The sequence below is a fragment of the Streptomyces sp. NPDC055239 genome (genome assembly GCF_053606205.1).
In genome coordinates this window covers 204,768-221,379 of record NZ_JBSGRD010000005.1, presented here as the reverse complement: position 1 = coordinate 221,379, position 16,612 = coordinate 204,768, and the positions used below count along the sequence as shown (strand labels likewise).

At 68.4% G+C, this 16,612-nt stretch carries 16 protein-coding genes; 7 read left to right on the top strand and 9 right to left on the bottom strand.

Going from position 1 to position 16,612, the window contains the following annotated elements; translation table 11 throughout:
• Nucleotides 1-37: 37 nt before the first annotated feature.
• The 3 genes from ACWFRJ_RS19225 to ACWFRJ_RS19215 all read right to left on the bottom strand — a co-directional run bounded on the left by ACWFRJ_RS19225 (nt 38) and on the right by ACWFRJ_RS19215 (nt 3,284).
• The gene (locus tag ACWFRJ_RS19225; RefSeq protein WP_160507150.1) at nt 38-235 is read right to left on the bottom strand and encodes a YbdD/YjiX family protein; all 198 of its coding nucleotides are present in this window, start codon (nt 233-235) and stop codon (nt 38-40) included.
• Entirely contained in the window at nt 232-2,379 is a 2,148-nt protein-coding gene (locus ACWFRJ_RS19220) for a carbon starvation CstA family protein (protein ID WP_453531746.1), read from the bottom strand. Before ACWFRJ_RS19220 ends, ACWFRJ_RS19225 begins: the two co-directional genes overlap by 4 nt.
• A gap of 131 nt (nt 2,380-2,510) precedes the next feature.
• Nucleotides 2,511-3,284: a GntR family transcriptional regulator gene (locus ACWFRJ_RS19215; protein WP_453531743.1), complete on the bottom strand. Its 774-nt coding sequence runs from the start codon at nt 3,282-3,284 to the stop codon at nt 2,511-2,513.
• A 286-nt stretch (nt 3,285-3,570) separates the two neighbouring features.
• Here ACWFRJ_RS19215 and ACWFRJ_RS19210 point away from each other — a divergent pair, with 286 nt between their 5' ends.
• The 4 genes from ACWFRJ_RS19210 (at nt 3,571) to ACWFRJ_RS19195 (ending at nt 8,308) form a co-directional block, all read left to right on the top strand.
• Entirely contained in the window at nt 3,571-4,845 is a 1,275-nt protein-coding gene (locus tag ACWFRJ_RS19210) for an extracellular solute-binding protein (RefSeq protein WP_453531740.1), read from the top strand.
• A gap of 108 nt (nt 4,846-4,953) precedes the next feature.
• Entirely contained in the window at nt 4,954-5,934 is a 981-nt protein-coding gene (locus ACWFRJ_RS19205; protein WP_453531737.1) for a carbohydrate ABC transporter permease, read from the top strand.
• Nucleotides 5,935-5,999: 65 nt separating this feature from the next.
• The gene (locus ACWFRJ_RS19200; protein ID WP_453532386.1) at nt 6,000-6,806 is read left to right on the top strand and encodes a carbohydrate ABC transporter permease; all 807 of its coding nucleotides are present in this window, start codon (nt 6,000-6,002) and stop codon (nt 6,804-6,806) included.
• Between the two features lie 8 nt (nt 6,807-6,814).
• Complete coding sequence (locus ACWFRJ_RS19195; protein WP_453531734.1) at nt 6,815-8,308, top strand: glycoside hydrolase family 3 protein; 1,494 nt, start codon at nt 6,815-6,817, stop codon at nt 8,306-8,308.
• 128 nt (nt 8,309-8,436) lie between these two features.
• Here ACWFRJ_RS19195 and nagB read toward each other — a convergent pair whose 3' ends face one another.
• Both nagB and ACWFRJ_RS19185 read right to left on the bottom strand, forming a co-directional pair.
• Entirely contained in the window at nt 8,437-9,222 is a 786-nt protein-coding gene (gene nagB, locus ACWFRJ_RS19190; RefSeq protein ID WP_389903358.1) for a glucosamine-6-phosphate deaminase, read from the bottom strand.
• Between the two features lie 218 nt (nt 9,223-9,440).
• Complete coding sequence (locus ACWFRJ_RS19185) at nt 9,441-10,199, bottom strand: SDR family oxidoreductase (protein ID WP_453531731.1); 759 nt, start codon at nt 10,197-10,199, stop codon at nt 9,441-9,443.
• 93 nt (nt 10,200-10,292) lie between these two features.
• On the opposite strand from ACWFRJ_RS19185, the gene ACWFRJ_RS19180 reads away from it, so the two are divergent.
• Together ACWFRJ_RS19180 and ACWFRJ_RS19175 are read left to right on the top strand one after the other, a co-directional pair.
• Complete coding sequence (locus tag ACWFRJ_RS19180; RefSeq protein ID WP_453531728.1) at nt 10,293-10,889, top strand: TetR/AcrR family transcriptional regulator; 597 nt, start codon at nt 10,293-10,295, stop codon at nt 10,887-10,889.
• A 370-nt stretch (nt 10,890-11,259) separates the two neighbouring features.
• The gene (locus ACWFRJ_RS19175; protein WP_453532382.1) at nt 11,260-12,729 is read left to right on the top strand and encodes a PAS domain-containing sensor histidine kinase; all 1,470 of its coding nucleotides are present in this window, start codon (nt 11,260-11,262) and stop codon (nt 12,727-12,729) included.
• Between the two features lie 188 nt (nt 12,730-12,917).
• Here ACWFRJ_RS19175 and ACWFRJ_RS19170 read toward each other — a convergent pair whose 3' ends face one another.
• Together ACWFRJ_RS19170 and ACWFRJ_RS19165 are read right to left on the bottom strand one after the other, a co-directional pair.
• Nucleotides 12,918-13,175 carry a WhiB family transcriptional regulator gene (locus ACWFRJ_RS19170; RefSeq protein ID WP_016639615.1) on the bottom strand — a complete coding sequence of 86 codons (258 nt, stop codon included), beginning with the start codon at nt 13,173-13,175 and terminating at the stop codon, nt 12,918-12,920.
• Nucleotides 13,176-13,494: 319 nt separating this feature from the next.
• Nucleotides 13,495-14,463: a diacylglycerol/lipid kinase family protein gene (locus ACWFRJ_RS19165; RefSeq protein ID WP_453531726.1), complete on the bottom strand. Its 969-nt coding sequence runs from the start codon at nt 14,461-14,463 to the stop codon at nt 13,495-13,497.
• 92 nt (nt 14,464-14,555) lie between these two features.
• Here ACWFRJ_RS19165 and ACWFRJ_RS19160 point away from each other — a divergent pair, with 92 nt between their 5' ends.
• Entirely contained in the window at nt 14,556-15,008 is a 453-nt protein-coding gene (locus ACWFRJ_RS19160; protein WP_453531723.1) for a hypothetical protein, read from the top strand.
• Between the two features lie 72 nt (nt 15,009-15,080).
• Here ACWFRJ_RS19160 and ACWFRJ_RS19155 read toward each other — a convergent pair whose 3' ends face one another.
• A complete protein-coding gene (locus ACWFRJ_RS19155) occupies nt 15,081-16,154 on the bottom strand; it encodes an RNA polymerase sigma factor SigF (protein ID WP_453531720.1) in 1,074 nt (357 codons plus the stop codon).
• Complete coding sequence (locus tag ACWFRJ_RS19150; RefSeq protein ID WP_356256223.1) at nt 16,151-16,564, bottom strand: ATP-binding protein; 414 nt, start codon at nt 16,562-16,564, stop codon at nt 16,151-16,153. The genes ACWFRJ_RS19155 and ACWFRJ_RS19150 overlap by 4 nt, the downstream gene beginning before the upstream one ends.
• Nucleotides 16,565-16,612: the final 48 nt, after the last annotated feature.

The window sequence follows — 16,612 nt, the reverse complement described above, 5'->3', positions numbered from 1 at the left end:
GATAACGGACGTGTCGAAGTGCCTGTTCAGTGTCGGCTCAGCAGCAGCGGAACCCCTGACGCGGATCCGACTCCTGCTGATCCGTGCGCATTCGCTCGAACTCCCTCCGGGAGGGGACGGATGCCCCGGGATGCGTCTTTCGCGTGTGCGCGACATAACGGTCGTACGCGGACTCGTCCGTCAACTCCCGTGCGTACCACCGCACCCACCGCAGCCCGCGAAGCACCCACGTCATGACGGGACCTGCGCGTCCGTCTTCGCCTTCGCCGCCGCCAGCTCCGCCTTCTCCTCCTGGGTCGGCACGAGCCCGGCCGGTGCGGTCAGCTTCGACTCCACGTACTCGGCCTCGCTCAGTCTCGACGACTGCGGGTTGCGGACGTGCTTCACGCAGATCCGGGCCGCGTCGGCGATCACGATGACGATGAGCAGGGCGAGCGCGGCCGAGAGGACGCCGTCCACCGTGGAGTTGGTGACGACGGTGTGCATGTCGTCCATGGACTTGGCGGGCGGCAGGACCTTTCCGTCGTCGATCGCGTCCTGGTAGATCGAGCGCTGCTTGAAGAAGCCGACGCGCGGATCGCTGGAGAACACCTTCTGCCAGCTCGCGGTGAGGGTCACCGTCGCGTCCCAGGCCAGCGGAATCCCGGTGATCCAGGCCCACTTGAGGCGCCCCGACTTCACCAGGAGCGTCGTGCAGACGGCGAGCGCGACCGCCGCGAGAAGCTGGTTGGAGATGCCGAAGATCGGGAAAAGCTGGTTGATCCCGCCGAGCGGCTCGTGCACGCCCACCCACAGGAAGTAGCCCCACAGGCCGGTGACGACCGCGCTGGTGATGATGAGTCCTGGCTTCCAGCTGACCTTCCTGAAGGGCTTGTAGACGTTCCCGAGCATGTCCTGGAGCATGAAGCGGCCCACGCGGGTGCCCGCGTCGAGCGCGGTCAGGATGAACAGCGCCTCAAACATGATCGCGAAGTGGTACCAGAACGCCTTCATGGAGCCGCCGGTGACCTTCGAGAAGATCTCGGAGACACCGACCGCGAGCGTGGGAGCGCCGCCGGTGCGCGAGAGCAGCGAGGACTCCTCGACGTTCTTGGCTGCCTGCGCAAGGTCCTCGGGGGAGATGGAGTACCCGAAGTTCGCGACGGCTTGCGACGCGGCCTGGACGTTGTCCCCGATGACCCCGGCGGGCGCGTTCATCGCGAAGTAGAGCCCCGGGTCGATGATGCTCGCCGCGACGAGCGCCATGACCGCGACGGCCGACTCCATCAGCATGGAGCCGTAGCCGATCATCCGGATCTGCGTCTCCTTCTGGACCATCTTCGGCGTCGTGCCCGAGGAGATCAGCGCGTGGAAACCGGACAGGGCCCCGCAGGCGATGGTGATGAAGACGAACGGGAAGAGCGATCCGGCGAAGACGGGCCCGTCGCCGCGTGAGGCGAAATCGGTCACCGGGTCCATCTTCAGCGTCGGCAGCGTGAAGACGACACCGAGCGCGAGCAGCAGGATCGTGCCGATCTTCATGAAGGTGGAGAGGTAGTCGCGCGGTGCGAGCAGCATCCACACCGGCAGGATCGAGGCGATGAATCCGTACGCCACCAGCCAGATGACAAGCGTCGACGGCGCGAGCGTGAAGGTGTCCGCGAGGGACGACTCGGCGACCCAGCGCCCGGCGACGAGCGCGATCAGGAGCAGCGTGATCCCGATGAGGGAGACCTCACTGACCCGTCCCGGGCGCAGGATCCGCAGGTAGAAGCCCATGAACAGCGCGATCGGAATGGTCATCGCGATGGAGAAGGTGCCCCACGGCGAGTCGGCGAGCGCGTTGACGACGACGAGCGCGAGCACCCCGAGCAGGATGATCATGATGGCGAACGCGGCGAGCAGCGCGGCGGCCCCGCCGAAGGGGCCGATCTCCTCGCGCGCCATCTGGCCGAGCGACTTGCCGTCGCGCCGCGTGGAGAAGAAGAGGACGACCATGTCCTGCACGGCGCCCGCGAAGATCACGCCGACGATGATCCAGATCGTGCCCGGCAAATACCCCATCTGCGCGGCCAGTACGGGCCCGACCAGGGGACCCGCGCCCGCGATCGCCGCGAAGTGGTGGCCGAGCAGGACACGGCGGTCGGTCGGGTGGAAGTCGATGCCGTTGTCCAGGCGCTCCGCCGGAGTGGCCCGGTTCTTGTCGACCTTCAGGACACGGTTGACGATGAACTTGGAGTAGAAGCGATAGGCGATGGCGTACGAGCCGAGGGCCGCTGCCACCATCCAGGCGGCCGACACCTCCTCGTCGCGCGAGAGCGCGAGCACGGCCCAGCCCGCGGCGCCCACCAGCGCGACGAGGGTCCAGATGACGATGGATCGGGGATTCGCTGTGCGCACCGGGTCGTCCTCCCGTTCATCACGCTCATCATGCGATGACGGGAGGACCGTAGAGCAGCACGGCGATCTGGCGCCAGACCCCGGACGAGGGTCAGTGGGCGGGAAGACGTCAGTCGGTCAGGAGCAGTGGGTCAGTCCGTGGGGCGTTTGAGGCGTGCCACGAACTTGTAGCGGTCGCCCCGGTAGACCGAACGGACCCACTCCACCGGCTGTCCGCCGCCGTCCAGGGAGTGCCGCGACAGGAGCAGCATGGGCAGGCCCACGTCCGTGCCGAGCAGGCCCGCCTCGCGCGGGGTTGCGAGGGAGGTCTCGATGGTCTCCTCGGCCTCCGCGAGGTGGACGTCGTACACCTCGGCGAGTGCCGTGTAGAGCGAGGTGTACTTGACCAGGGAGCGGCGCAGGGCCGGGAAGCGTTTGGCCGAGAGGTGCGTCGTCTCGATGGCCATGGCCTCGCCGTTGGCGAGCCTGAGCCGCTCGATCCTGAGCACCCGGCCGCCCGTACTGATGTCGAGCAGCCCGGCGAGGGTGTCGTCGGCGGTGATGTAGCCGATGTCCAGGAGCTGCGATGTGGGTTCGAGGCCCTGGGCCCGCATGTCCTCGGTGTAGGAGGTGAGTTGCAGCGCCTGGGACACCTTGGGCTTGGCCACGAAGGTGCCCTTGCCCTGGATCCGCTCCAGGCGGCCCTCGACGACCAGTTCCTGCAGCGCCTGGCGCACCGTCGTGCGCGAGGTGTCGAACTCGGCGGCCAGTGTGCGCTCCGGCGGGACCGGGGTGCCGGGCGGCAGTGTCTCCGTCATGTCGAGCAAGTGCCGCTTCAGGCGGTAGTACTTGGGTACGCGCGCGGTGCGTCCGACGGTCGGGGCTCCGCCCGCGTCGGTGTCTGTACTGCCTGCGTCAGTGCCCATCCGCTGCCTTCCCGGCTCCTGTGCTGCTGCCGTCACCGGCTCCTCCGTCTGTCGCGGCTCACATCGTGGCACGTACCGGGCTGAGCAGGATGTGCCCGCTCAGGTGTCGGTCCGATAACGGACCCGACAGCCCTTCTTATACACCCTTGACACCCCTAAAGGTCTAGGCCAAGCTCCCCGTACTGGTCTACACCATTAAAGACCAGGTTCCAGTCCCACGGGCAGATCTCGGTCCATTTGGTCGCTGCGGGTGGGGGGTTGACTGGCATCCCTTGAGGAGGGTGACGTGAAGCGCAAGCTCATAGCGGCCATCGGTGTCGCGGGCATGTTGGTCTCGATCGCAGCGTGCGGCAGCGACGACAGTGACGACAAGAAGGCCGGGGCGGACGGCTTCAAGGGGGAGACCCTGACGCTCTGGGCGATGGACGGCTCCACGCCCGACAGCTGGACCAAGGACGTCAAGGCGGCCTTCGAGAAGAAGACCGGCGCCAAGCTGAACCTTGAGGTCCAGCAGTGGAACGGCATCCAGCAGAAGCTGACGACCGCGCTCTCCGAGGAGAACCCGCCGGACGTCTTCGAGATCGGCAACACCCAGACCGCCGCGTACGCCAAGACCGGCGGCCTCGCCGACCTGAGCGACCTCAAGGAGGGGCTCGGCGCCGACTGGACCGAGTCGATCAACAAGTCCTCGGTCGTGGACGGCAAGCAGTACGCCGCCCCGTGGTTCGTCCTGAACCGCGTCGTGATCTACAACAAGAAGGTCTGGGCCGACGCCGGCATCAAGGAGACCCCCAAGACCCGCGCCGAGTTCCTCAAGGACCTCAAGACGATCGGCTCCAAGACCGAGGCCGAGCCGATCTACCTGCCGGGCCAGAACTGGTACCACTTCGTCGGCCTGACCCTCGGTGAGGGCGCCGAGCTGGTCAAGAAGGACGGCGACAAGTACGTCTCCAACCTGACCGACCCCAAGGTCGCCGCGGCCATGAAGACGTACAAGCAGTTCGCGGACCTCTCCAAGGCTCCCAAGAACAAGGACGAGGCCACCCCGCAGCAGGCCGAGGTCTTCGCCAAGGGCAAGACCGGCGCCTTCATCGGCATGAGCTGGGAGGCCGCGACCGCGATCAAGGCCAACCCGAAGATCGAGAAGGACATCGGCTACTTCACGATCCCCGGCGCCACCGCCGCCAAGCCCGAGGGCGTCTTCCTCGGCGGCTCGAACCTCGCCGTCGCCGCGACCAGCAAGAAGCAGGAGCTCGCCAAGGAGTTCCTGAAGATCGCGCTGAACGACAAGTTCGAGGGCTCGCTCGCCAAGGAAGGCGGCGTCATCCCGAACAAGCAGGCCCTGGAGGCCCAGCTCAAGGGCAACCCGGCAGCCGAGGCCATGGCCCCCGCCACCGCCGGCGGCGGCACCACGCCGCTGATCCCGGAGTGGGCCGCGGTGGAGAACCCGCCGAACCCGATCAAGAGCTACATGACCGCGGTGCTGAACGGTAAGTCGAACGACGCCGCCGCCAAGCAGGTCGAGGGCGAGTTCAACAAGCGCCTGTCGCAGAAGCAGTAAGGACGCGCTTTCGCCGGGGACTTCGGGCCCGGGGTGTCATCCACCCCCCGGGCCCGCTGCCCCGGCTCAGCGCTGCGTTCCGCGATGCCCACGAAAGAGATGGCGAGCATGACCGTGCAGACCGAACGGCCGCCCACCGGCCCGCCGGACGTCGTGAAAACGGACGGACGGCCAGGAGATCCGGGCAAGCCCCGCGAGCGTGCCCGGTCGCTCGCCCCCTACCTGCTCCTGCTTCCCGCGATCGCGGCCACGCTCGTGTTCCTCGGCTGGCCGTTGATCAACAACGGGATGCTGTCGTTCCAGAACCTCAACATGAGGCAGTTCATCCTCCACCTCACCGAGTGGAACGGGATCGACAACTTCAAGGAGGTCCTCAGCAGCGAGGACTTCTGGCGGGTCACAGGGCGCTCGATCGCGTTCACCGCGATCAACGTCGTACTGATCATGGTGATCGGCACCCTGGTGGGCCTGCTGCTCGCACGCCTCGGCAAGCGGATGCGCACGCTCCTCCTGATCGGGCTCGTGCTCGCCTGGGCGATGCCGGTCATCGCGGCGACGACCGTCTACCAGTGGCTGTTCGCCCAGCGCTTCGGCGTCGTCAACTGGGTCCTTGACAAGGCCGGCTGGCACTCGATGGCCGACTACGACTGGATGGGCACCCAGCTCTCCACGTTCTTCGTGGTCATCTTCCTGATCGTCTGGATGTCGATCCCCTTCGTGGCGATCAACCTGTACGCCGCGACGACGGTGATCCCCAAGGAGCTCTACGAGGCCGCGTCCCTCGACGGCGCCGGCGCCTGGAAGCGCTTCACGAACGTCACGATGCCCTACCTGCGGCCCTTCCTCTACGCGACGACGTTCCTGGAGATCATCTGGGTCTTCAAGGCGTTCGCGCAGGTCATGGCGCTCAACGAGGGCGGCCCTGACCGGCTCACCGAGATCCTGCCCGTCTACGCCTACATCGAGGGCATGGGCAACCAGCACTTCGGCATGGGTGCGGCGATCGCGCTGCTCACCATCGTCATCCTGCTCGCCCTGACCGCCTTCTACCTGCGGATCGTGCTCAAGCAAGAGGAGGACGAGCTGTGAACCGCACCGCTTCGTCGAAGTCGTCGCGTTCATCGCGTTCGTCGCGTTTGTCGGTGGGTCGTCGCATCTGGCCCAACGCGGTGGCCGTCGTACTCTTCATCGGCTTCGTCTTCCCGGTCTACTGGATGTTCGCCACGGCCTTCAAGCCGACCGGCGACATCATCAGCGAGGACCCGGTGTGGATCCCGACCGACGTGACGTTCGAGCACTTCAAGACGGCCGTGAACGCCGACCACTTCTGGACGATGGTCGGCAACTCCCTCACCGTCACGCTGCTCGCCGTGGTCTTCTCGCTGATCATCGGCCTGGCGTCGGCGTTCGCGCTCGCCCGGATGCGGTTCAAGGGCCGCAAGGGCTTCATCATCGGCTTCATGCTGGCGCAGATGGCGCCCTGGGAAGTCATGGTCATCGCGATCTACATCATCGTGCGCGACGCCGACATGCTGAACAGCCTGGTTCCACTCACCCTCTTCTACATGGTGATGATCCTTCCCTTCACGCTCCTGACACTGCGCGGCTTCGTCGCCGCGGTGCCGCGCGAGCTGGAGGAGTCGGCGATGGTCGACGGCTGTTCGCGGATGCAGGCGTTCCGCCGGGTCATCCTGCCGCTGCTCGCGCCGGGCCTGATGTCAACCTCGCTCTTCGGATTCATCACGGCCTGGAACGAATTCCCGCTCGTCCTTGTCCTCAACAAGGAGGCGGAAGCCAAGACCCTGCCGGTGTGGCTCTCCGGCTTCCAGACCGCCTTCGGCGACGACTGGGGTGCCACCATGGCCGCCGCCTCGCTCTTCGCCGTCCCGATCCTCGTCCTCTTCGTCTTCCTGCAGCGCAGGGCCGTCAGCGGTCTGACCGACGGTGCCGTGAAGGGATAACACGCCATATGACGACTCTCGCCCGCCCCACCGACACCCTGACCCGCGACGCCCTGACCGTCCTGCAGCCCGGCTTCGTCGGGACAAGCGCGCCCGACTGGCTGCTGCGCAGGATCGGTGAAGGCCTCGCCTCGGTCGGCCTCTTCGGCCGCAACATCGCCTCGCCCGAACAACTGGCCGCACTGACGGCCCAGTTGCGCGCCGAGCGTGACGACGTCCTGGTCGCCATCGACGAGGAGGGCGGTGACGTGACCCGCCTCGAGGTCCGCTCCGGCTCCTCCTTCCCCGGCAACCTCGCGCTCGGCGCGGTCGACGACACCGGGCTCACCCGTGACGTGGCCGCCGAGATGGGCCGCCGGCTCGCCGCCTGCGGCGTCAACCTCAACTGGGCGCCGTCCGCCGACGTCAACTCCAACCCGGACAATCCCGTCATCGGCGTACGTTCCTTCGGCGCGGATCCTCTCCTGGTGGCCCGGCACACCGCCGCCTACGTCGAGGGGCTGCAGTCCGCGGGCGTCGCCGCCTGCACCAAGCACTTCCCCGGGCACGGCGACACCGCGGTCGACTCGCACCACGACCTGCCGCGCATCGGGGTCGACCCCGAGGTGCTGCGGGCACGTGACCTCGCGCCGTTCCGTGCCGCGATCGCCGCGGGCTCGCGCGCGGTGATGAGCGCGCACATCCTCGTCCCGTCCCTGGACGCCGAGTACCCGGCGACACTGTCGCGCCGCATTCTGACGGGCATCCTGCGCGAGGAACTGAACTACGACGGCCTGATCGTCACGGACGGCATGGAGATGCAGGCCATCGCCGCCACCTACGGCATCGAGCGCGGCAGCGTGCTCGCCATCGCCGCCGGTGCCGACGCGATCTGCGTGGGCGGCGGCCTCGCGGACGACGAGACGGTCCTGCGCCTTCGTGACGCGCTAGTCGGTGCCGTCCGCTCGGGCGAGCTCTCCGAGGAGCGTCTCGCCGACGCGGCCACGCGCGTACGCGCGCTGGCCCACTGGACCTCGATGTCGGGCGCGGCCGATCGTTCGGGGGGCGCGCCCGGCACCGAGATCGGTCTGGTCGCAGCCCGCCGCGCTCTGACGGTCACCCGGGGCGAGTCCTACACGGCCCCGCTCACCGAGGCTCCGTACGTCGCCGCCTTCACCCCGATGGCCAACATCGCGGTGGGCGACGAGACTCCGTGGGGTGTGGCCGCCGAGCTGGAACGCCTGCTCCCCGGCACGCAGACGGGCAGCTTCACCGGCGCGGACGCGGGTGCGCTCGCCCTTGCCGAGGCGGGGGAGCGGCGCGTGGTGGCCGTCGTCCGCGACGCCCACCGCCACGGGTGGATGGCAGAGGCCCTGACCACCCTCCTGACGGCCCGCCCCGACACGATCGTGGTCGAGATGGGCGTCCCCCGCTCAGCCCCGAGGGGCTCCCTCCACGTCGCTACCCATGGCGCGGCCAGGGTGTGCGGCCTGGCGGCGGCAGAGATCATCACAGGGGCGTAGACAGCACCCCGCAAGGGGCGCGGGGAACTGCGCGCCCAGCCCCAACGCACGCGCGGTGTGACCACGAACGAAAGGTGCCGGGAGCCCCAGCAGGGGGCGCCCGGCACCTTTCGTACAGCCCAACTCCCCTACAGGCCCTGCCAGGCAGGCTTCGCCGCGAACGTGGCCCGGAAGTACTCCCCGAGCTTCAGCTTGGAGGCCGCGGCCTCGTCCACGACGACAGTGGCATGCGGATGCAACTGCAGAGCCGAGGCCGGAACCACCGCGGCGACAGGCCCCTCCACCGTCGCGGCCACCGCGTCCGCCTTGCCCTCACCCGTGGCGAGCAGCACCAGGTGCCGGGCCTCGAGGATCGTCCCGATGCCCTGGGTGATCACGTGGTGCGGCACCTGCTCGATGTCCCCGTCGAAGAAGCGCGCGTTGTCCACCCGCGTCTGCTCCGTCAGCGTCTTGATCCGCGTACGCGAGGCGAGCGAGGAGCAGGGCTCGTTGAACCCGATGTGCCCGTCCGTGCCGATGCCGAGCAGCTGGAGGTCCACGCCGCCGGCCGCCGCGAGCGCCTCGTCGTAGGCCTCGCACGCCGCCTGCACGTCCTCGGCGCTGCCGTCGGGCCCCATGAAGGACTTCTCGCTGAGCCCAAGGGGCTCGACGACCTCGCGCAGCACCACGGAGCGATAGGACTCGGGGTGCCCGGCGGGCAGCCCCACGTACTCGTCGAGCTGGCAGATCCGCGCCTGCGAGGCGTCCACGGCACCGGAGCCGACCTTGGCGGCAAGGGCTTCGTAGATGGGCAGAGGGGTGGATCCGGTGGCGACACCGAGCAGGGCGTCAGGCTTACGGCGCACCAAGGCGGCCATGGCCTCCGCGATGAGCTCGCCGCCTGCCTTGGCGTCCGGGACGATGACAACTTCCACGCTGGGCCTGCCGATCTGGAGAGGGGACTCACGGGTCTGGAGAGGACCCACGGGGAACAATGTGGTATAGACCAATCTAGCAGAGCTGGCCCCTCTGAGCCCCAGGTTCCCGGGCCCGAGTTCCCCCCGTTCCATGCTCGGCTCTCCGGCCCGCCCCCGCCCGTCGAGCACCTTCGCCCACCCCGCCCGTCGAGTGCCACAGCCCAACATCCGGTGCCCTAAGCCAACGAGCCTCCCGTCACGTCCATCCACTGGCCGGTCACCCAGCGCCCGTCGTCCGACGCGAGGAACGCCACGGCGTCGGCTATGTCCTCAGGAGTGCCGACCCGGCCCAGCGCCGACATCGCCGCCGCACCCGCCCAGGCCTCCTTGTTCTCGTCGCCCCGCAGCCACTCGGCGTTGACGTCCGTGTCCACGATGCCCGGTGCCACCGAGTTGACCGTGATGCCCCGGGGGCCGAGGACCTTGGACAGATTCCGGGTGAAGACGTCCAGGGCGCCCTTGGTCATGGCGTATGTCAGGATCCCCGGGAGGACCGCGGCCTGTGAGACGCCCGACGAGATGTTGATGATCCGCCCGCCGTCGCGCAGCCGCCGCTCGCCGAGCTGGGCGATGAAGAACGGCGCCTTGGCGTTGACCGCGAACAACCGGTCGAACTCCGCCTCGTCCGCATCGGCGAACGGCCGCGAGGTGCCGATCCCCGCGTTGTTCACCAGGATGTCCACACCGTCCGCGTGCGCGTCGAACGCCTCCCACAGCGCTGCCGCGTCTCCGGGCACCCCGAGCTCGGTCCTGATCGCGAAGGCGGAGCCCCCGGCCGCCTCGATCGCCGTGACCGTCTCCTTCGCCGCTGCCGCATTGCTGCCGTAGTGCACGGCGACCCGCGCGCCGTCCCGTCCGAGCCGCTCGGCGATGCCCCGTCCGATGCCTCGGCTGCCGCCCGTGACCAGTGCCGTCTTCCCTGCAAGCGCGCCCATGGGAGCCGCCCCCTATTTCTCTAGCGGTCGTTACAGAAAAAACCGTAGCGCACTCCGCGTCGTTTTTCTAGCGCTCGCTATACAATTCCCTCCATGGCGACGAAACAACGTGGACGCCCCCGCTCCTTCGACCGCGAGACCGCACTCGAGCAGGCGCTGCGCACCTTCTGGGAGCAGGGGTACGAGGCGACATCGGTCACGGACCTCACCCGGGCCATGGGTATCGGCGCCCCCAGCATGTACGCGGCCTTCGGTGACAAGCAGTCACTGTTCGAGGAGGTCGTGCTGCTGTACGGGCAGACACACGGCTCCTTCGGCGAGCTGGCCTTCGCTGAGGAGCCGACCGTCCGCGGCGGAGTCGCGCGCATGCTGCACGAGGCCGCGGACAAGTACACGGAAGACGGGCACCCGCACGGCTGCCTCGTGATCTGCGCCGCGACGAACTGCGCGACACCGGAGATCGACGCCGGCCTGCGCGAGCGGCGCAACGCCAACATCAGCTCCATCGAGTCCCGCATCAGGGCCGCCGTCGCCACGGGCGAGCTCCCCCCTCGGACCGACGCCCCCGCCCTGGCCCGCTACACCGGAGCCGTGCTCCAGGGCATGTCCCAGCAGTCCCGCGACGGCGCGACCAGGCACGAGCTCGAGACGGTCGCCGAGATGGCCATGCGGGTCTGGCCGGATGCGTGAGTCCGCTCCGGCGGCATGAATAAGTCCGCCGTGCGACGTATGGCTCTGCCGGGTGACAAATGAGAGAAAGAGACAACAACAAACATCTGCCGACGCGTAGACACAGGCGAATGGTCTAGTCCACAATGCGTTGGTAAAGCATCCGCCCTTCCCGCACAGGAGGGCGGACCGAGGAACCGGCACTCTCTGCCCTGACCGTGTCGGATCCTCCGATCGACCGCCTGGTACCGCACATTCCGGTGGTCGGTGTTCCTGAAGGGCTGCGGTGCCGTGGGTGGGTTGAGGGTCCCGCCCTGGCGCCGCGGCTCGTCGGGAATCTCCCGGAGCGGACCCGCCGGACCTGCCAGGTACGCTCGCACACGTGCCCTCCATGAACGATCTCGTACGCCAGCACACCGCTCTCGATGACTCCGATCTCGAGTGGCTGCACCTGCTGGTCTCGGAGTGGCAGCTGCTCTCCGACCTCTCCTTCGCCGACCTCGTGCTGTGGGTACCCACCCGCGACGGCACCCGCTATGTCTCCGTGGCGCAGATGCGGCCCAACACCGGCCCCACCTCCTACCAGGACGACATGGTCGGCCACCTCGTCCCGCGTGGCCGCCGCCCGCTGCTCGACGCCGCCCTGGACGAGGGCCGCATCGTGCGCGAGGGCGACCCGGAGTGGCGCGAAGAGGTCCCGGTGCGGGTCGAGTCCATTCCCGTACGCAGGGAAGGGCGCGTCCTGGGTGTCATCGCCCGCAACACGAACCTGCTCACCGTGCGCACCCCCTCACGCCTGGAGCTGACCTACCTTCAGTCGGCATCCGACCTCGCCCAGATGATCGCCGCAGGATCCTTTCCCTTCCCCGGCCAGCAGGTCGACATGGACGCGTCTCCTCGGGTGGGCGACGGTCTGCTCCGGCTCGACGCGGACGGCATCGTCCAGTACGCGTCGCCGAACGCGCTCTCCGCGTACCACCGCCTCGGCCTCGCCGCCGACCTGGTCGGTCACCACCTCGGCACGGCGACCGCCGAACTCGCTCCGTCCCGCGGCCCGGTGGACGAGGCGCTCGCCAAGGTCGCCAGTGGCTGGGCGCCCCGCGAGTTCGAGATCGAGGGCGGCGACGGCGTGATCCAGCTCCGCGCGATCCCGCTCAAGCCCAAGGGCCCGCGCATCGGTTCGCTCGTACTCCTGCGCGACGTCACTGAACTGCGCCGACGCGAGCGGGAATTGATCACCAAGGACGCGACCATCCGGGAGATCCACCACCGGGTGAAGAACAACCTCCAGACGGTTGCCGCCCTTCTGCGCCTGCAAGCGCGCCGCATCGACTCCGCCACCGGCCGCGAGGCACTGGAAGAGGCCGTGCGCCGCGTCGGCTCCATCGCCATCGTGCACGAGACGCTGTCCCAGAATCTGGACGAGCGCGTGGAGTTCGACGAGATCGCCGACCGCGTTCTCGCGATGGTGGCGGAGATCTCGCCCGGCAAGGTCACAGGGCGGCGCACCGGACGCTTCGGCATCCTGGACGCCGAGGTCGCGACCCCGCTGTCGATGGTCCTCACGGAGGTCCTGCAGAACGCCCTGGAACACGGCTTCCAGGAAGGCGACACCGGCACGGTCGAGGTCTCCGCCGTACGCGGCGGCGCCACCAGCAAGGACAGCCGCCTCCTGATCACGGTCCAGGACGACGGCGTCGGCCTGCCCGAAGGCTTCGACGCGCACCGCTCGGGCAACCTCGGCCTGCAGATCGTCCGCACCCTGGTCGAGGGCGAGATGGGCGGCACGTTCGACATGGTGCGGGCACCCGAGCGTGGCACGCAGGTCGTCCTCGACATCCCGGTGCGCGGCGACAAGTAGCGTCGGGATACGGCCGATCGCATACGTACACATACGACAAAGCAGTGAGCCCCGGACCGAAATGGTCCGGGGCTCACTGCTCACGTTGCGTTGCGCATCGGGGGTACTGCGCGGCTGCGGCTCGGGGGCGGGAGATGCGTACTCGCTGTACGCGCCGCCGGGCTAAGGCTCGTAGGGGGGCGTGAGCGTCAGGCGCTTGCCTGGCGTGCACGGTTGCGAGCGGCGCGACGCTTCATTGCGCGGCGCTCGTCCTCGCTGAGGCCACCCCAGACGCCGGAGTCCTGGCCGGACTCGAGCGCCCACTGCAGGCACTGCTCCATGACGGGGCAGCGGCGGCAGACGGCCTTGGCTTCCTCGATCTGCAGCAGCGCAGGACCGGTGTTGCCGATGGGGAAGAAGAGCTCGGGGTCTTCCTCGCGGCAAACGGCGTTGTGACGCCAGTCCATGGCTGCTACCTCTCCTTGGTATTACATGCAAGTTGCTTGTGAATGTGAACGCTTTCACGAATCCCTCGACAACGGAAGGGACGTTCGTCACACGACGCGACGATGTCCTATGTGTTGAGGAGGGGGTTCTGGCTTTCTGTGGGGCCGATGTTGCGGGCCGTCCCGATCGCCATGTAGAGATTCGCAAACCTCGGCGGCGGATACAACCCCTTCCGGCAAGTTTTTTTTGATTCCTCAGTGTCGACTGGGTCACAGCCGTACTTCTATGGGGTGGACCCTGGCCTAAACGTTCGAGTGAAAGGACTTTGGGCCCTTCTACTCACACAATCACACGCAGTGCACGGCGTACGCCTGTGAACGTCACGCTCGTGCGCAGCCCCAGGTGGTCACCGTCCATCTGAAGGGGGAGCGGCACCTTCGAATGCAAGGTGAAGTCAGTGAGGTCATGGAGCGTAACCGCGTGCTTGCCGTGTGGTCCGCGATCGGGCGTCGACGTCAGGAGCTGGGTCCCGTACCGGGCCACCGCGGTGGTGGAGAGCTTGCTCAGACCGAGCACGTCCAGACCCGAGTCGAAGGAGGCCTGCGGGGACGCGTACATCGGGCGATTGCCCAGGTAGGTGTAGGGAGAGGTGTTGCAGACTATGGAGAGCACGAGGTCGGTCACCGGGTCCTCGCCGGGCCGTTCCAGCGTGATCATTCCGTGTCTGCGGTGCGGCTCGTCGATGAACTGACGGAGCACCTGGCGCAAATACAGCGCATGGGTGGACCGCTTCCCGCGTTCCCTCTGTTGTTCGACCCGGCCCACCACTCCCGCGTCGAAACCGAATCCGGCGGCGAAGGTGAACCAGCGCGAGGGGACGGCTTCGTCCTCCGTGCCGGGGGTGCCCGACACCTGGCCCAGGCTCACTGTCCGTTCGCTTCCCTCACGCAGGGCGTCGAGCAGAGCGCCCGTCGCCTCCACGGCGTCGTTGGGCAGACCGAGGGCCCGGGCGAAGACATTGGTGGAGCCGCCGGGGACGACGGCGAGGCGGGGCAGGCGGTCCGGGGCGGGTCCGCCGTGCAGCAGGCCGTTGACGACCTCGTTGACCGTGCCGTCCCCGCCGAGGGCGACGACCAGCTCGATGTCCTTGCTCTCCGCGGCCTGTCTTCCGAGGTCCCGGGCATGGCCGCGGTACTCCGTGGTGACCGCCTCGAGTTTCATCTCGCTCGCCAGCGCGTGGATCAGTACGTCACGCGTGCGCGCGCTGGTGGTGGTTGCCGCTGGGTTGACCACAAGAAGTGCACGCATGCGAAGCAGAGTACCTAGCGGTCTTTACCTGGCCTAGACCGAGGGGGCGGACCGGGGCCCGGAGCACGGACACGCACAGCTACCCTGCAAGGGTGAGCACTGAGCGGAACCCCACCCCACAAGCCCCGGAATCCGGCCCGCGTCCCGGACGTCTGACGGCCGCCGCGGCGCTCGCCGCGCTGGAGGGCGTCGCACTCATCGCGGCGGGTGTCTACATGCTCGTGATGGGCCTCGCGGGTGACCCCGACAACCCGGAACAGGCCACGACGGGCGGCGTCACGCTGATCGTCCTCGCGCTCCTGCCCCTGCTCGCCGCCCGCGGTCTCCTGCGCCGCCGCAGCTGGAGCCGGGGGCCCGCCGTCATCACGCAGATCATGGCGCTTCCGGTGGCCTGGCAGCTGCTGCAGGCCGACAGCATGGCCATCCCGGCCGGCATCGTGCTCGCCGCGGTCGCGGTGGCCGCGCTCGTCCTGCTGGTCAACCCCACCACGACCGAGGCCCTCGGCATCCGGGGGCCGGGGAACGCACAGGACGACGTGAAGTAGCCGACGTGAAGTAGCCGTCCGGCACGAGAACGTCCCGAAGGAGCAGGCCCGGAGGGGTGGCCTGCTCCTTCGTCACTCCTCGACGAGGAGCTTCTCGCGCAGCTGCGCGAGTGTGCGGGCGAGGAGCCGGGAGACGTGCATCTGGGAGATGCCGACCTCCTGGGCGATCTGCGACTGCGTCATGTTGCCGAAGAACCGCAGCAGCAGGATGCGCTTCTCGCGTGGTGGAAGGTCTTCCAGGAGCGGTTTGAGGGATTCCCGGTACTCGACGCCCTCCAGGGCCTCGTCCTCCGAGCCCAGGGTGTCCGCGACCGCCGGGGACTCGTCGTCCGTGTCCGGGACGTCCAGGGACAGCGTGGAGTACGCGTTGGCCGACTCCAGGCCCTCAAGGACCTCCTCCTCGGAGATCGCCAGCTTCTGGGCGAGCTCGTGCACCGTGGGGGAGCGGCCGTGCAGCTGGGACAGCTCGGCGGTCGCCGTGGTCAGGGCGAGCCTGAGCTCCTGGAGGCGCCGCGGCACCCTGACCGCCCAGCCCTTGTCGCGGAAGTGCCGCTTGATCTCGCCGACGACCGTGGGTGTCGCGTACGTGGAGAACTCCACGCCGCGCTCCGGGTCGAAGCGGTCCACGGACTTGATCAGGCCGATGGTGGCGACCTGCGTCAGGTCGTCGAGGGGCTCGCCGCGGTTGCGGAAGCGGCGGGCCAGGTGCTCGACGAGCGGCAGGTGCATGCGGACCAGCTTGTTGCGCAGCTCCGCGTACTGAGGGCTGCCGCTCTCCAGCTCGCGCAGCTCGATGAACATCGCGCGTGCACCGCTGCGGTCCTGCGGATTATGCCGGGTGTGCCGCTGCTCACCGTGTTCGCTCATGTATCCCGCCCGTTGCCCGCCGCCCCGGAAGGAGGGCTTCGCGCGCTCCTCCTCGGCGGTCGGCTCTGCCTGCTCCGACGCGTCAGCCACGGTCGGCGGACCCGGCTGCTCCGGATCCTCCGGGTGTGGCCTGGCCTGCTGCTCGGGGATGCCCGTGAGCGGCGACTCCGCCGGAGCCGCACGCCCCCTCGTCGGCTCTATCGGCGTATCTCCCCGCTCGCCGGGCAGACCTCGTGTGCCGCGCTCTTCGTTCCGCACCGGCCCCTCCCCGTCCCTCACGCCGGCCCGGGTCCCGCGCCGCGCTTCTTGTAGAGGCTGATCGAGACGGTCTTGTCCTCGGCCACGGTGGAGTCGACCTGGCCCGCCAGAGCGGACAGCACGGTCCAGGCGAACGTGTCCCGCTCCGGGGCCCGGCCGTCGGTGGTCGGAGCCGAGACGGTCACCTCCAGGGAGTCGTCGACGAGTCGGAAGACGCAGCTGAGCACCGAACCGGGCACGGCCTGCTGGAGCAGGATCGCGCAGGCCTCGTCGACCGCGATGCGGAGGTCCTCGATCTCGTCGAGAGTGAAGTCCAAACGCGCCGCGAGACCGGCCGTGGCCGTACGCAGCACCGACAGGTAGGCACCCGCAGCCGGAAGGCGGACCTCGACGAAGTCCTGATTCCCGGGCTCGCCTGCGATCTGGGACACCCTCACCTCCAAGGTGGTACAAGCACTTTCGGGGCTCCAGGTCCGCCG

Bases quoted from the DNA above. Each gene is read 5' to 3' on its own strand.
- ACWFRJ_RS19195 (WP_453531734.1), top strand. From the start codon at position 6,815: ATGACGACTCTCGCCCGCCCCACCGACACCCTGACCCGCGACGCCCTG.
- ACWFRJ_RS19175 (WP_453532382.1), top strand. From the start codon at position 11,260: ATGAACGATCTCGTACGCCAGCACACCGCTCTCGATGACTCCGATCTC.
- ACWFRJ_RS19205 (WP_453531737.1), top strand. From the start codon at position 4,954: ATGACCGTGCAGACCGAACGGCCGCCCACCGGCCCGCCGGACGTCGTG.
- ACWFRJ_RS19170 (WP_016639615.1), bottom strand. From the start codon at position 13,175: ATGGACTGGCGTCACAACGCCGTTTGCCGCGAGGAAGACCCCGAGCTC.
- ACWFRJ_RS19185 (WP_453531731.1), bottom strand. From the start codon at position 10,199: ATGGGCGCGCTTGCAGGGAAGACGGCACTGGTCACGGGCGGCAGCCGA.
- ACWFRJ_RS19165 (WP_453531726.1), bottom strand. From the start codon at position 14,463: ATGCGTGCACTTCTTGTGGTCAACCCAGCGGCAACCACCACCAGCGCG.
- ACWFRJ_RS19215 (WP_453531743.1), bottom strand. From the start codon at position 3,284: ATGGGCACTGACGCAGGCAGTACAGACACCGACGCGGGCGGAGCCCCG.
- ACWFRJ_RS19225 (WP_160507150.1), bottom strand. From the start codon at position 235: ATGACGTGGGTGCTTCGCGGGCTGCGGTGGGTGCGGTGGTACGCACGG.
- ACWFRJ_RS19180 (WP_453531728.1), top strand. From the start codon at position 10,293: ATGGCGACGAAACAACGTGGACGCCCCCGCTCCTTCGACCGCGAGACC.